At 58.4% G+C, this 14,823-nt stretch carries 11 protein-coding genes; 5 read left to right on the top strand and 6 right to left on the bottom strand.

What is annotated here, in order from left to right; translation table 11 throughout:
* Positions 1-13 precede the first annotated feature (13 nt).
* The 3 genes from P1X16_RS20525 (at position 14) to P1X16_RS20535 (ending at position 2,068) form a co-directional block, all read left to right on the top strand.
* Positions 14-1,174 (top strand): NAD(P)/FAD-dependent oxidoreductase, encoded by a 1,161-nt coding sequence (locus P1X16_RS20525; protein WP_277233137.1) that lies wholly within the window; start codon positions 14-16, stop codon positions 1,172-1,174.
* A 93-nt stretch (positions 1,175-1,267) separates the two neighbouring features.
* Positions 1,268-1,429, top strand: coding sequence for a hypothetical protein (locus tag P1X16_RS20530; RefSeq protein ID WP_277233139.1), 162 nt, complete (start codon positions 1,268-1,270; stop codon positions 1,427-1,429).
* A gap of 261 nt (positions 1,430-1,690) precedes the next feature.
* Entirely contained in the window at positions 1,691-2,068 is a 378-nt protein-coding gene (locus P1X16_RS20535; protein WP_277233141.1) for a nuclear transport factor 2 family protein, read from the top strand.
* A gap of 51 nt (positions 2,069-2,119) precedes the next feature.
* Here P1X16_RS20535 and P1X16_RS20540 read toward each other — a convergent pair whose 3' ends face one another.
* The 6 genes from P1X16_RS20540 to P1X16_RS20565 form a co-directional block, all read right to left on the bottom strand.
* Positions 2,120-2,650, bottom strand: a complete 531-nt coding sequence (locus tag P1X16_RS20540) for a GNAT family N-acetyltransferase (protein ID WP_277233144.1) — start codon at positions 2,648-2,650, stop codon at positions 2,120-2,122.
* A gap of 353 nt (positions 2,651-3,003) precedes the next feature.
* Positions 3,004-4,494: a RagB/SusD family nutrient uptake outer membrane protein gene (locus P1X16_RS20545; protein ID WP_277233146.1), complete on the bottom strand. Its 1,491-nt coding sequence runs from the start codon at positions 4,492-4,494 to the stop codon at positions 3,004-3,006.
* 22 nt (positions 4,495-4,516) lie between these two features.
* The gene (locus P1X16_RS20550) at positions 4,517-7,666 is read right to left on the bottom strand and encodes a TonB-dependent receptor (protein ID WP_277233148.1); all 3,150 of its coding nucleotides are present in this window, start codon (positions 7,664-7,666) and stop codon (positions 4,517-4,519) included.
* 857 nt (positions 7,667-8,523) lie between these two features.
* Complete coding sequence (locus P1X16_RS20555; protein WP_277233150.1) at positions 8,524-10,980, bottom strand: prolyl oligopeptidase family serine peptidase; 2,457 nt, start codon at positions 10,978-10,980, stop codon at positions 8,524-8,526.
* A gap of 488 nt (positions 10,981-11,468) precedes the next feature.
* Positions 11,469-12,188: a LytTR family DNA-binding domain-containing protein gene (locus P1X16_RS20560; protein ID WP_277233153.1), complete on the bottom strand. Its 720-nt coding sequence runs from the start codon at positions 12,186-12,188 to the stop codon at positions 11,469-11,471.
* Positions 12,185-13,204 (bottom strand): sensor histidine kinase, encoded by a 1,020-nt coding sequence (locus tag P1X16_RS20565; RefSeq protein WP_277233156.1) that lies wholly within the window; start codon positions 13,202-13,204, stop codon positions 12,185-12,187. The genes P1X16_RS20560 and P1X16_RS20565 overlap by 4 nt, the downstream gene beginning before the upstream one ends.
* 41 nt (positions 13,205-13,245) lie before the next feature.
* Between P1X16_RS20565 and P1X16_RS20570 the strand changes: the two genes are divergently transcribed.
* On the top strand, positions 13,246-13,395 hold the full coding sequence (locus P1X16_RS20570; RefSeq protein WP_277233159.1) for a hypothetical protein: 150 nt from the start codon (positions 13,246-13,248) through the stop codon (positions 13,393-13,395).
* 155 nt (positions 13,396-13,550) lie between these two features.
* Positions 13,551-14,453 (top strand): hypothetical protein, encoded by a 903-nt coding sequence (locus P1X16_RS20575; RefSeq protein ID WP_277233162.1) that lies wholly within the window; start codon positions 13,551-13,553, stop codon positions 14,451-14,453.
* Positions 14,454-14,823: the final 370 nt, after the last annotated feature.

A 14,823-nucleotide genomic window follows, 5' to 3' on the forward strand; every position in this document is an offset into this window, starting at 1 on the left:
ATTCCATGCAAGCATGTTACTTCAAAACAAACAAGTAGCCATTGTGGGCGGTGGCCCTGGCGGCCTGACCCTGGCCCGGCTGTTGCAAATAAACGGGGCCGCCGTCAACGTATACGAGCGTGACCTTAACCCCGAGGTGCGGGTTCAGGGCGCCACGCTGGACTTACACAACGATTCAGGCTTGGCCGCTCTGCGCCACGCCCAGTTACTAGACGAGTTCAAAGCCTGCTACCGGCCCGGCGCCGACCGGCTACGTTTGGTAAACCAACACGCGGCTATTGCTTACGACCAGCACGAAGAGCAGCAAACTGCCACCTTCGGCGACCCTTGGTTTCGTCCTGAAATTGACCGGGGACCGTTGCGCACTCTCTTGCTCGACTCGCTGCAACCCAACACGGTGGTGTGGGACCGCCGCCTAGCAGCGTTAACTCCCCTAGGCGAGGGGTGGCAGCTCGCCTTTGAAAACGGCACGACCGCCACGGCAGACCTCGTCATCGGGGCCGATGGCGCCAATTCCAGCATCCGGCAACTCGTGACGCCGATTCAACCCTTCTATGCCGGGGTAACGGTGGTGGAAGGCACCGTGTACCACGCCGCCCGCAATGCGCCCCGCATGCACGCCTTGACGCAGGGCGGGAAGGTGTTTGCGATGGGCAACTCCCACACGCTTATCACCAGCGCCAAAGGCGACGGCAGCCTCTGCTTTTACACCGGTTGCCGAACCCCCGAATTCTGGGTAAAAAACAGCGGCATCGACTTTACTGATGCGGCGCAGGTGCTAACTTGGTTTCAACAAGAATTCGCTGGCTGGGACGAGATGTGGCAGGAATTATTTACCAACAAAGCCACCCGGTTCGTGCCCCGCCCCCAGTACTGCATGCCCCTCGACCAGAACTGGGAAGCTCAAGCCAACATCACCCTGCTGGGCGACGCGGCGCACCTGATGCCACCCTACGCCGGCGAAGGTGTAAACATGGCTATGCTCGACGCGCTGGAACTGAGCCAGAACCTCGCTAACGAACACTTCCCCGATGTGCGCACCGCAATCAGGCATTACGAAGCTCGCATGCGCGAGCGGGCCTCGCTAGTGGCACAGGAAACCCTAACGCAAACCGAAGCCTTGCATTCGCCCCGCGCGCTGGCGCACCTGCTGGCCTTGTTTGGGGTAGCGTAAATTCAGGACCGCTTCTCCAACTGCAAAGACCCTATAAGTCTAGGGCTTTGCCCTAGGGCAACTTGATTAGGGTAAAGCCCTGGACTTGTAAGGTTGTTACTTTCCAAAAGCAGCCGCAAAGTCTTGGGCGAACTGCGCGAGCTTCACTTGCCCGAGGGTGGCTGGTCGGGGCTGCGCGTAGCCCTTTTCAGACTCCGGCAGAAGTTTATTGCGCCGAGCACCCCTACCACCTCGGCCGCGCCAACGCGTAGCTAGAGGCGCATTGCCACCTTTCTGGTCATCTATCTGGGTTTTAAAGCATGCTGGCCAAAAAGTGGGCGCAGGGAAAAGTTCTTAAAGTAGTTTAAGCAGCCGCGAAGTGTCATCTCCGAACTTTGCCAGCTCCTTCCCCATCCTTTCCTGGCCCATGCACATGCCGGAACTAACGGCCAGCGCTGCTTGGCGCTTACTTGCTTTAGCTGGTCTCGCCCAGGAAAGCACTCTGGGGCTTGTTTTCCACTTCCTTTTTCACGTACCATGCCTGCGCTCGACCGCCACCTCGTCATTCAACACTACACCGCCGCCTGGGCCGAAACCGACCGCGACCAGCAACGGGCGCAGTTAGCCCACTGCTGGACCCCTGATTCCACCTATGAAGACCCACAAACGCCCGTGGTGCGCGGGGTTGAGGCACTGCTCGACGTGATTGCGGGCTTTCACCAGGCCCTGCCAGGGGCACGCCTCTCCCTCAACAGCACCTTGGAGGAATACCACCAGGTTGGCCGCTTTCATTGGCTGCTGCGGCAACCAAATAACCCAACAACCTACGGCACCGACTTTGTGGAGTTCAACGAGCACAACCAGCTGATGCGCGTTGTCGGCTTCTTTAGCCATCTGACGCGTTTGCAGCGGTAGCCGCTTTGCTAGGCGGCCCTAAGTACTCGGGCGCAACAAGGGCCTCAGAAGTTACGCCGGTGCAGGGTAGGGAGTCGGCAACTCGGGGTGCTTGAGCTTGACCCAGACATAGTCGTCCTGCACCTGCCCGTGCTTGACCACGGCCTGCCGGCGGATGCATTCCAAATAGTAGCCGTTTTTCTCTAAGGCCCGCATCGACGGCTGATTGAAGGCAAACACGCCAGCCTCCAATCGTATTATGTCGAAGGCGGCAAACGCATACGCCGTAAACTGACGAATGGCCTCGGTGGCCACGCCCTGCCCCCAGTACGGGACGCCAACCCAGTAGCCCATGCCCGCGCTGAGTTGGAACACGTCTTCTTTGCGCCACAGGCCAATGCTGCCCACCAACTCTTGGTTGCGCCAGACAGCCAGATTTTCGGCCGGCTGCTTGGGAAGTTGCGCGGCCACGAAAGCCTCGGCGGCAACCAGGGTATAGGGATTGGGGGTAGCGTCGAAGCCATTGGCCAGGATGCCGGGGTGATTGCGCATCTCCGCAATGAGCGGCGCGTCTGAAGGGGTGAAGGGCTTTAGTTCTAGCATAAACGGTGCGTGACCAAGGAGTCCTTCGACTAGTTACTGGTTTCCATTGGTTTCCACTGGTTTCCGCCAGCAAGGGCTCTAATCGCGCCACTAAGGCATCCAGGGTGGCGGTACGGGCATAGTGGCCAGTGCCGCAAGCCCGTGACCGGGCAGCGGCACCCAGGACACCCAAACCCGGCCGTTGCTAACAGCCAAGAGTGTGCAAGCCTGGCTTGGGGCGAGCCTTTCTGGTGGGAGTCTGGTAGCTCTGCGAAGAAACAAAAAGAGCCGCTCTGTTACGGAGCGGCTCTTTTCATTTTTATGCGTGGCGTGCGTACACCTCTTCAGTGTAGTCAATACCCGAAAACTTGTGTCTACAGGGGGTTTTGCACAATGGCTTTGTTGACATTGAGTTCCGCCTGCGGGAACAGGAATTGCCACTCCTTAACCCCAGCTGCTACCCGGAGGTTGCCACCGGTGAGGGCCCAGGCCCACTGTGTAATATGGTTCTTACTTGTTCTATCTAGCGGGCTGTTGGTGCGTTTCAAGTCCAGGAACCGGAACCCTTCGCCCCACAGCTCTATGCGGCGCTGGAAAAGAATTTCATCTACCAACGCCTGCCCAGTGCGGGTGGAACGCACATACTGCGGGTCGCGCGCACTTACCAACGTAAACAGCGTGCCCGCCGCGGCGGCCAGTCCTTGCCGGGCTTCGGCTTCGGCCTGGATCAGATACAGCTCGGCTAAGCGCATGTGCGGCACGTCCCCGATGCTCAGGTTCGGGTCCGCCACCAGAAACTTCTTATGCCCATACGGTGCTTTCACACCCGTGGCAGGAGCTGGTATACTGGCTCCGGTCGGGTCCCACAGGGCTTTACGGATATCAGTGGCCGGGATTTGGTTGTAAAGCACCGAGTTGATTTTCTTCGGATTCTGCCGGATAACGGTCGAGCTATAGTTGGCTGACATATAGGCGAAGAAAGAGTAGAAATAGCTGGTCTGGTCGGCCTGCATTTTGCTACCCCACAGCCACTCCGGGTTTTCTATGCTATTGAACCCACTCGTGTACTGCGTCCGGCTCATGAGGGTAGCGCCGCTCTGCTGAATGGCTTCCTGCGCTAACCGTGCGGCCAGGGGCCAGTTTTGCATGGTCAGGGCCACCCGGGCTTTGATGCCTTTGGCCACCGCCGCATTGAAGTGCGATTTAGCCGGGCGGTTGGCCGCGCCGGTCAGCATCCCGATGGCTGCATCCAAGTCCGCGTTGATTTGGGTATACACCTCTTCCACAGCAGCGCGCGGTTGGCCTACTGTTGTGCTAGAAGTCATTAAGGGTACGCCTAACTGGCTGTTGGTTTTGCCGGCGTCGTACCGCTCCCCAAACACTTGCACCAGCTGAAAATGAGCCCAGGCCCGGTATACGAGGGCCTCGCCAATTATCATCTGCCTTTCTGCTTCCGGGCCGGTGGCGCTGCCCAAACCGTTGATGAGCACGTTGGCATTGGCTATGATGCGGTAGTAGAAATAGTACCAGGCATGATTGTACGAGGTAGTCGAAGTAGCATTTCGGTGTGCAATCCAGTTGTGCTCATCGGCCCACCAGCTCGTTCCTATGGTCTGCACCCAGTCTTCCCCCAAGGCATCCATCATGATCTTGTTCGAACCTTCTCCGCCCTGGTTCTGCCTCCCATTGTGTTGGAGATACATTATCCGATGGATACCGTTCAGCGCCGCCATCCCGTTTTTAGTGCTGGACAGCACATCCCCTTCTGTTACGGCAGTAGTGGGTGCCGTATCCAGGTACTCCTTATCACAGGAGGAAAAAATTATGGCGCTGGCTAGCAACGCGCTGTATATAGTCTTTTTCATGACTGTTCAGTCCAATCAGTTGCTACAAAGAAAGATTCAACCCCAGAGAAAGCACCCGGGCGGGCACGTACACCGCCGACGTAGTACCCGTGAAGGTTTGGGCCACGTTCATGCCTTTTCGCTTGGAAATCAGCGCTAGGTTTTCCCCCGTGGCGAAGATGTTCACGTTGCGCAGCTTGAGCCTAGTGGTGAGAGGAGCCGGGAGGTTGTAGCTTAAGCTCACCGAGCGGAAGTTCAGGTAGGAAGCATCAATCAACCACCGGTCGGATTCTGCCCCCAGGTTGACTGTATTTCCGGCTTGCATTTTAGGCACGTCGGTGATATCACCCGGATTCTGCCACCGGTTCAGCATGTCCTTGTGTATGGCGCCGCCGTAGGTGCCGTGGTTCATTAGGGTGGCGTACTGGCCGTCATAGAACTTGCCGCCTACCGAATAGGTAAGCAACGCCGACAGGGTGAAGCCTTTGAAGGAGAACGTATTCGTAACACCACCTGAGAACTTCGGAATAGCCGTGCCGGCGTAATGGTACCGGGCGTTGTTGGCAAGCCAAGTCACGGTATCGGATCCGATGATCTTGCTGTTGGCCTCGTTGTATGTATTGGCGCGGTAGAGAGCATTGCCGTTATCGGGGTCAACGCCATAATATTCGCGTAGCCAAAACGACTGCAAATCTTCGCCTACTTTCAGCTTTTTCGTGCCGGACACCAGTTCGGGGTAAGGCAGCCGGGTTATCTCGTTTTTGAAAGTGGTCCAGTTGACATCCAAGTTCCAGGTGAAGGCGTCAGTTTTGATGACATCACCGGCTAGGCGCAGTTCTACGCCCTGGTTGTACATCGTGCCCACGTTTTCAATCCGGTTGGCTACCCCGCTGGACAGGGGCAACTGCACTTCAAACAACAGGTCTTCGGATGTTCGCTTGAAGTATTCAACCGAACCGTTCAGGCGGTTTCCAAACAAGGCAAATTCCAGTCCCGCGTCGAAGCTGTTGTTCTTCTCCCAGAGCAAGCTCCGGTTTCCTAGGGTTGCTTGCGAGTAGCCCGGCTCGGCGGCGTTGTTTTGGCCGAGTGTGTAGAGCGCCTGCCAGGCGTAATACTGATTGCCGTCGGTGTTTTCAAGGTTTTCGTTGCCCACTTGCCCGTAGGACGAGCGGAGCTTCACCATGTCCACCCACTTAGGTTTGGTGAAGAAGGTTTCCTGGTCTAGGCGCCACGAGCCCCCCACCGACCAGAAACTGCCCCAGCGCACGTCCTTGTAGAAGCGGGAAGAGCCGTCCCGCCGGTACGAGGCAGAAACCGTGTACTTGTCGTTGTAGGTGTAGTTGGCCCGCCCGAAATACGACTCTATCCGGTGTTCTTGCAGATAGGTGTTGAAACTATTAATGGTGCTGAAGTTCTGCAGCTCAGTGTTATTGGCAATTACCTCTCCTGATTTGGAGCCATTCAGGTAGTCCCGGCTTCGGCTGTAATTCTCGTGGCCCACCAAGAAATCCACCGTGTGCATGTCCGCCAGCGTCCGGGTGTAGTTGAGGAGTTGGTTGGCCGTGTAGCTCGTTAGGTTGTACAGCACGCGGCCCGCCCGCCCGGCTGGCGCACCATCACCTACTATGGTGTTTTCGTAGGTCTGCTCTTCGTAGTTGGTGATGTCCGCCGCGAAGTTAGCCGTGAACTTGAAGTCTTTCAGGAAGGTGATTTCCCCATAGGTTCGGCCACCCAGCACATTGTTCCGGTAGAGGTTGTTGTTCCATTCCGTTTCAGCTATGATGTGCCGGCCTGGGTACACGGGGCGGGTCATGGTTGGCGAGGAGCCGCCCAAATCGTATATCCGTTGGCCATTCGCGTCGAGCACATATTCCCCCGTGGTCGGGTCGTGCTGGTAGATGGGGTAAATCGGACCCACCCCGCGGCTGAAGAAGAAAGGATTCACAAAGCTTGTGGCGCTTCCTGTGCCCGCCCTAGCCTGATTGGAGTTGGTGAGAGTGTAGTTCAGGTTTACACCCGCCTTGAACCACTTGGTTAGGTTGGTGTTGACGTTCAACCGGCCCGAAAACCGCTCGAAGTCCGATTTGATCAGGTACCCTTTCTCGTTCAGGTAGCCCAGCGAAACGTAGTAGTCGCTTTTCTCAGATCCGCCATTGAAGCTCACCGTATAATCAGAGCGGGAACCGTCCCGGGTCAAGGCTTTTTCCCAGTCCAAGTCATCGCCCCACAGCAGCTGCGCTTCCGGGTTGAGCGTGCCATCGGGCAGCACAATCTGGTTGTTTGGCACGTTGAACGGGTTGTAGCCCAGCAGGCCCTTGATATCGGCGGTAGCCCGTTGGCTGGCCTGCGCGTTGGTGACGGTTGCGCTGACCAGGCTATTGCGGTAGGCTTCCCACATCAGCGGGTAGTACTGCTGCGCGTTTACGCGTTCATATTCGGGAACTGCGCGCGAGGAAACGCCCTGCAACGCCCGTACGTTGACCTGCACCCGATCTTTCTTGCCCTTTTTCGTGGTAATCATCACCACCCCGTTGGTGGCCCGGGAACCGTAGAGGGCAGTGGAAGCGGCATCTTTCAACACCGAGATGCTCGCTATATCCTCGGTGTTTAGGTTCGACAAACCGGCCGTATACGGCACCCCGTCCACGACGTACAGCGGGTCGTTGGCGTAGTTCACCGAGCTGAATCCCCGGATGCGGATCTCAGGGCCGGAGCCCGGCTGGCCGGAGCCACCGGAAACCTGCACCCCGGCCGCTTGGCCCGCAAGGGCGTTGGTGATGTTGGTTACCGGCCGTTGCGCGAGTTTCTCGGCCCCAATCTGCGCCACCGAACCGGTGTACGTTGCCGGATCGGCCGTACCGTAGGCCACCACCACTACCTCGTTCAGGCTCTTGGAGTCGGTAGCCAAGCTCACATTGAGCGTGGACTGGCTGCCGACGGCCACCTCTTTGTTGATGTAGCCGATAAAGGTGAACACCAGGGTGCCCCCGCTGGCTGGCACGCTGATGCTGTAATTGCCCTTCTCATCGGTTGGCGCGGCCGTGGAAGTGTCTTTGAGGTGGACGGTCACCCCGGGCATGCCTTCGCCGGTAATGGCATCCGTCACTCGCCCTGTTACCGCCTTGTTTTGCGCCCACGCCTGCACGGGGAGGGCCGACATCAAAACAATGCTGGAAAGTAAAGCTTTCTTCATATGAATTGTGAGTTGTTGAATGAACGAGGTGTTGGCTGAGCTACCCTGCCGCTTTCCGGACCTTCCTACTCGCTGCCTTCAGCACGCTCCAAAGCCGACCCAAGCAGTTAAACTGCTTGCGGTCAACTAATTATTAGCCGGCTTTCACTTGTTGTCACCGCTCTAGCTGGTGAGTGTCTGGCAGCTGTGTCCCTGGCTACTCTTCTCGGAGCGCACGTCAACGTAGTCGCAGGGGCAGTAAGGCAGGAAGGATCCTCAGACAAGGGCAGCTACCCTGGTCGCGCTGCGTTTTCTGCAGCTATTCTTCGATCCGTGTTAGGTTACCTGCTTTGTCTACAACTTGCCCTCTGTAGGTGTGGGCATTGCCAGCAGAAATGAGCGTAATGTTTTCTCATGCACTGAATCGTTTATTGATAGTATTCCAGTTATAAGCCCTAAGAAAAAGCAAAATAGTAACAGTATCATAATTAAATTGATAATTTATTCCATAAAACAACGCTAATATTGAAAATATTGCAATCGATTTCCCTTGCAAATCGTCTCTTAAAAATTATATAAAAGAAGGATTTAGCTACTTTATATTGCACTATTACAAGCCAGTTCTGCCGGCGCATTTTTTTAGCAACTGCCGCAACAGTGGTATCGAGGAACGTATTTCTCTTTATGGCTTGAGTAATAGTCGAGGGGTGATTCTTCTAGTAGGGAGCTACAGCAGGCCGTAGTCCGGGTTGACCTTGCGTAGGGTTCACGGCCCCGTTAGTAGGTTGGCAATAGCAGGTCGACAGGCATATGCAAAAAAGCCTGAACTACTCGGTAGTTCAGGCTTGGCACTTTCAGCGTGTGCTTTGTTTGCCGTATTAGTTTGCCGGCTTGGATGGTTTCACGTACTTATCCAGCCAGGCATTCGTCTCCCACAGCACGTGGAGCAGGTTTTCACGGGCCGTGTACCCGTGCGCCTCGGCCGGGAGCACCACGTAGCGAGCGGTAGCACCCTGGCCTTTCAGCGCGGAAAAGTACCGCTCACTCTGAATCGGGAAAGTGCCTTGGTTGTTGTCGGCTTCGCCGTGAATGAGCAGCAGGGGGGTCTTCATTTTGTCGGCGTAGTTGAACGGCGACATGGCGTTGTACACCTCGGGCACCTGCCAGTAGCTGCGCTCTTCGCCCTGGAAACCATAGGGCGTGAGGGTCCGGTTGTAGGCGCCGCTGCGAGCAATACCCGCTTTAAACAAGTTGGAGTGCGACAGCAGGTTGGCCGTCATGAAAGCCCCGTAGCTGTGGCCCATCACGCCTACCCGGTCGGCATCCACTACGCCCAGGCGCGCCCCTTCGTCGATGGCGGCTTTGGCGCTGCTCACCAGTTGCTCGATGTAGGTATCGTTGGGGTCTTTGCTGCCCTCCCCTACTATCGGCACGCTGGCATTTTCCAATACGGCGTAGCCCTGGGTAACCCAAAATACCGGCGAGCCCCCACCCAGGCGGGTGAAGGTGTACGGGGAGCCACTCACCTGGCCGGCCGTGTTTTTATCTTTGAATTCCAACGGATAAGCCGACATGAGCGTGGGCAGCGGGCCGTCGCTTTTCTTGTAGTTCGGGGGCAAATAAAGGTTGGCCGTCAAGTCCACCCCGTCGGCGCGCTTGTACTTCAGCACCTGTTTGGGAAAGCTGCCGCCGAACGCCGCGTACGGGTTCGGGAATTTGGTTACGGCCGTGAGCTTGTCTTTTTTGGTGGCGTCGCGCAGGTAGTAGTTCGGCGATTGGGTGAGCGACTCGCGGCGGGTGAGCAGCTGTCGGTTTTTGCCGCTGGCATCGATAATGGCCACGGGCACCTCGTACACGGGGGCTTGGGACCGCCACCAGCGGATGGTTTTCTTGCTGCTTAAATCCAGCTCGTCCACGAAAGGCCGGTCGCCTTCGGGCGAAGCCCCCGCGCCCAGCAGATACAGGCTCTGGCCCGTGGGCCCGCCCGTAAGCAGCACCGATTTGCCCTGGCCATTGCGGTGCTCGTACGGCGTGCCCGGGTCCTTATATTTATCTTCCGACGAGCCCTCGAACAGCACGGTAAGCGGCGCAGTGGGCTTGCTAGGATTCAACTGCCAGGTGGTTTCGTGGCGGTCGGCCCAGCGGTAGCCGCCCACCAAAGCCAGCTGGCTGGTGCCCCAACTCAGGCCACCAAAGCGCAGGGGTAAAGCCGCCAGTTCCTGGGGAGCGCCCGTAAACGGTGCCTCCAAAGTGTAGAGCTTGTCGCGGATGTCGGCTTTGGTTTTGGGGTTGCCGCCGTCCTGGGCCTCCACGTAGTACAGCGTAGCCGGCACATCGGCCCGCCACGCGTGATTACGCGGACCGGTGGGCGCCGCATCGTTGCCGATGGGCACGGCGTCGGCCAAGGGCAAGTCAACCACCGATTTCACCGCCGCGCCGGTGGTTAGGTCCAGCACGTCGATGCGCTGCGGAAACCGGCTGATGGGCAGCGTGTAGGAATACGGCCGGTGGCGAGTGCGCAGCAGTACGTACTTGCCATCGGGCGAGGGCGAGGCCGTTTGAATCAGGCCGGGCTGGCCCAGGGGCTGGGTGTTGCCATCGGCTACGTTCACTTTCACGAGCTGGGAAGTGGCGTAGTAGTCGAACAGCTTTTCGTCGGCGGGGTTTTTCAGCAAATCCGGGTAGGTACGGGCCGCCGTTTTTATGCCGCCGCCGCTTTCCTGCACCGCCGGGCCGGTGGGCGCTGCATCGGCAGCGGGGGCAGTTCCCCGGCCGGCGGGTACGGTGCAAGCCAAAATCGTCTTGCTATCGGAAACCCAATCAAAGGAGTTGCCAAAGGCGTCGTTGAGGGGCGTAGCCAGCAGGCGGCGGGCCGTAGCCCCGGCCACATCGGCCACCCAAAGTTCCACGCGGCCGTCGGTGCCGGAGCCGGGCACGGTCAGCGCGAAGGCAATGGTCTTGTTATCGGGCGACCAGTTCACGTCGCTGATGCGCGCCTGGGCTGGCAAACCTTTCACTTCGATTTCGGCACCGTTTGGCAAGGTTTTCAGCTTGATGCCCACGGCGTAGCTCACCCGGCTCTGCCCGTTGGTGCGCGGATTTATGCGCAGGCCGGCAAGGCGCAACTCGGGCTGCGCCAGCTCGGCCACGGTAGGATAATCCTGCACTTGCAGCAGGGCCATGGTACGCCCATCCGACGCGAGGCTGACGCGAGGGGTGAGCGGCGCCAAGAGCAGATCCTGCAGGGCTTTAGGGGGGGTCTGGTACTTGAAATCCTGGCCCTCAGACGCGACAGCAACAAGTAACAATGTGGTGGAAAGAAGAAGTTTTTTCATACGCCGAAGTGGAAAGGAAGCTATTGTGGCACGCTGCCATGACTGGTAAGGTAACAAGGAAACAAATTCCGAACCGTGCCGGGCCAGAAAATAAAGGCGATGGTCGAGGTAATTTAGTGCCTAGCAACTAGGCGCATAGCCCTTGCTTAGGTGTTGCCCAACTCGGCGCAGTGCCTGCGCCGAGGCAGTCCTGTGCTCGTGAAAAAGTTGAATCAATGGCTTTGTTAACGCAGTACCGGTTGCGCGGCAAGCCCGCCTGCCTGCCACACGCAAAGTGCTTGCGTTGGCGCCGTATTCAAGTACGTTAAGTAGTAGCATTAACATTGGCAAGAGCAACCCCGCAGCCAGCCGGTGGGGTTGCTAAAGGCTGGCCTAGAAGTAGTTCTATGGCCAGCCAGTAGTAAACACCAATAGTAGCAGAGCCTCTGAAACGCGGCTGGCCTCCTGGCTCCGCAGCGGCGTCCTAGGTAGGAGCTTGCAACTAAAGCCTAAATGCGGTGGCGCTCCACGGCCTCCCGGAAACTTTTGGCGTAGGTGGTGCTCACGGGCAGATACCGCTCGCCAATCTGGACCTTGTCTTTGTGCACCACGTCTATGGCATCCAGGGCCACAATGCAGGAGTGGTGAATGCGCACAAACCGGTCGGCGGGCAGTTGCTGGGTGAGGGATTTGAGTTGCTGCAGGGTGACGATTTTGCGCTGCCGGGTGTGGAGGGTGACGTAATCGCGCAGGCCTTCCACGTACAACACGTCGGCCCACCAAACTTTAATGAGCTGGACGCCGTCCTTCACGAACAGGTAAGCGGGGTCAGCGGGTTTAACCGGGGTAGCGCTGGCAACGCTGGCGGGTTCCCAGCGGGCGTAGGCTTTGTGCACGGCCCGCAAAAACCGGTCGAGGGTGATGGGCTTAAGCAGGTAATCTATTACGTCGAGGTCGTAGCTTTCCAGGGCGTATTCGGAGTAGGCGGTGGTCAGAATAACTAGCGGCTTGCGCGGCAGCAGGCGCAGAAAAGTTAGCCCGGTCATCTCCGGCATCTGCACGTCGAGAAATAGCACGTCCACCGGGTGTTTGGCCAGGGCCGCAAACGCGGCGGTGGGGGTGGCGCAGGCGTCGATTAGCTGGAGGTAAGGCACTTGGCCGACGTAGTCGGTCAGCAGCTGGCGGGCCAGGGGCTCGTCCTCGACTAGCAGGCAGGAAAGCTGGTTCATAAGGTCAGGCGTAAGCAAATACGATACTCGTCGGGCAAGTCTTCCACGTGCAGCTCGTGCCGGTTGGGGTAGCTCAGGGCTAGGCGGCGGCGAACGTTGGGCAGGCCCGCGCCGGCGGGCCCCGGCGGCGGGGCGGCAGCGGGCAGCTTGCTGTTGGCCACGGTGAAGCAGCAGTCCGGGCCGACCAAATCGAAATGCACCCGCACCCAGGCGGTGCTCGTGGTGGTGCTCACGCCGTGCTTGAAGGCATTTTCCAGGAACGCCATGAAAATAAGCGGGGCCACCAGCCGGCCGGCCGGCTGCCCGGCCACGGTCAGGGTGATGGGAATGGGGTGATTGAGGCGCAGCTTTTCGAGCTGGATGTAGCTGCTCAGGTAGTCGATTTCGCGGCTTAGCGCCACGGCCGGCCGGTTGGCTTCTTCCAGCATGTAGCGCATCATTTGGGCCAGGGTGGCGACCACCTCGGGGGTGCGCTCCGAGCGGCTATAAGCCAGATAATAGAGGTTGTTGAGCGTGTTGAAAAGGAAGTGGGGGTTGAGCTGCGCCTTGAGGTAGCGCAGTTCGGCGGTCAGGTTCTCGTTTTCCAGGGCCTTGGCGCGGGCTTCGAGGGCAAACCAGTGGACAGCGAAATAAAGCAGGGCCACGAAGGCCGTGACAAACAGAACCCCAATTGCTACCGACCAGGTGTGGGCCGTGGAATACAAGTAACGGTGGTTGACGGCCGTGGCTAGCAGGTGGCGGTCGGCCACGACACGCAAGGCGACCACGGCCGCGTAAGGGCCGGCAAAAAGCAACAAATAGCGGCCCACCCGGCGATTACGCAGTAGGCGGGGCAGCAAGTAAAAATAGTGCAGGTACGCCAGTGCGGCGTTCAGTACGAGCGCCGCCAGCAGCCCCAGCACCACTTGCCGCCGCGGATACTCTTGCCCGAACTGATAAAGAAAAAAGGAAAAGTAGATACTCCAGTACGAGAGGTGCAGTGCCGCGGCTCGGTAGCGAGGAAAAACAGATTTCATGGCCAGGTAGTAAGCAACGGCTCGCTGGGCAAGCAAAGAAAATGGCGTGGGCAACCCCTTGGCTTGGTATTACCCGCGGCGACGTTTCGACGCGGCCCGCCCTGCAAATGGCCGCTGCTGAAAAAGTAAACATACCGGTTTGCAACCGGCCTTCCGGCACGGCTGGGGCTTTTTTCGACCGTCCGGGCTGATTTTTCGACCATCGTCGAAAATTCCGCTAAACAGCAACGGCCGATAAACCACCTCGGGTGGCCGAAAAAAGCCCGGCAAGCGTCTAATAACTCCACAAGGATGAGGCAGCGGACCTTGCTTTGCCGGCATTCTCCTTCCTTCACTGCTCTTGCTTATGGCCCTCTTTCACAAAGCTCTTGGGTTAGTCCGGCACCTCGCTACCCACCCAGCCACCCAACCCAGCCGAACCCGCAGTCTAACGGGTAGCCTTTGGCGCGCCTTGCTCGGCGGGCCGGGGCTGGCCGCCCTGCTCCTGGTCCAGCCCGCCGCCGCTCAGCAAACCGATACCATTCGGGTGGGCGACCGGCGCCTGCGAACGGCCCGTGTCAAACCGGGCACCCGACAGTACCTGGTGTATTTTCTGAATCCGGCCCAGCCCAAGATGCTGGGCTTCTGGCTGTGGCGGCGCGAGCTGCAAATTACCCAGCTGCGCGGCGAACCGGCGTTTCAAATTAGCCAGCACTGGTACGGCAGCGACACGAGCAGCTACCGCGAAGTTTGCTCGCTGGTACGGGCCGCCGACTTTGCGCCGCTCTACCACGCCGAAACGGTGAAGGGCCGGCGCAAAGTCTACAATTGGAGCCCCACCGGGGTGGCGGGGGCCGACAGCGTGCCGGGCAACTCGGCGCAGGCGTACCAACTGGCGTTCCGGCACCCCGCCTTCAACTGGAACCTCGATATTGAAACCTTCGAGCTGCTGCCCCTGGCGGCCGGCAAGCGCTTTGCCATCCCCTTCCACGACGCGGGCAGCAACCCACCCACCTACGTGGTGTACACCGTGACGGGCTGGGAGGAGCTGGCCGTGCCAGGCGGCCGGCCGGTGGCTTGCTGGAAACTGGTAACGCAAGGGCTTACCCCGGCCGGAGCTCCCTACACGCAAACGTTCTGGCTCAGCCAGCGCGACCAGGAATTTCTAAAAGAGGAAGACCACTACCCCGGTGGGCTCTTTCGCTACAAAATCAAGACCGGCACCGTGCCCGGCACTTTTCCCAAACGCAACCTGCGTGGGACACCGTAGCTGGTGGTTTTTCTCGCCTAGCTCGGGGCCGCTACGGGCTAAGACTCGCCTAACTGACCGGAGCGCCGGCTCGGTTTACTTAGCGTAGAAGGCAAGTAGTTATTGGACTCAATGGCTCATCGAAGTCCACTGCTCAAATCAACAGCAGCGAAAACAGTTGCCAACGTATCACCTGACCTACAAGCACTTAATAAAGCAACTGTAGCAAACCGCTCTGAATCAAGTTTTAGCGGCCATTCCAGTCAAGAAAGCAACTATATGCAACCGTTGAACCTGGTCACGAATGCTGCTCGAATGCTGCTCGGCTATAAGGCCTCCTTTCCTAGCTAAATGTTAGCTGGTTGAAGGTAATGGTTCGTGGGGGCCTGGC

The sequence above is a fragment of the Hymenobacter sp. YC55 genome (genome assembly GCF_029433095.1).
GTDB lineage: Bacteria > Bacteroidota > Bacteroidia > Cytophagales > Hymenobacteraceae > Hymenobacter.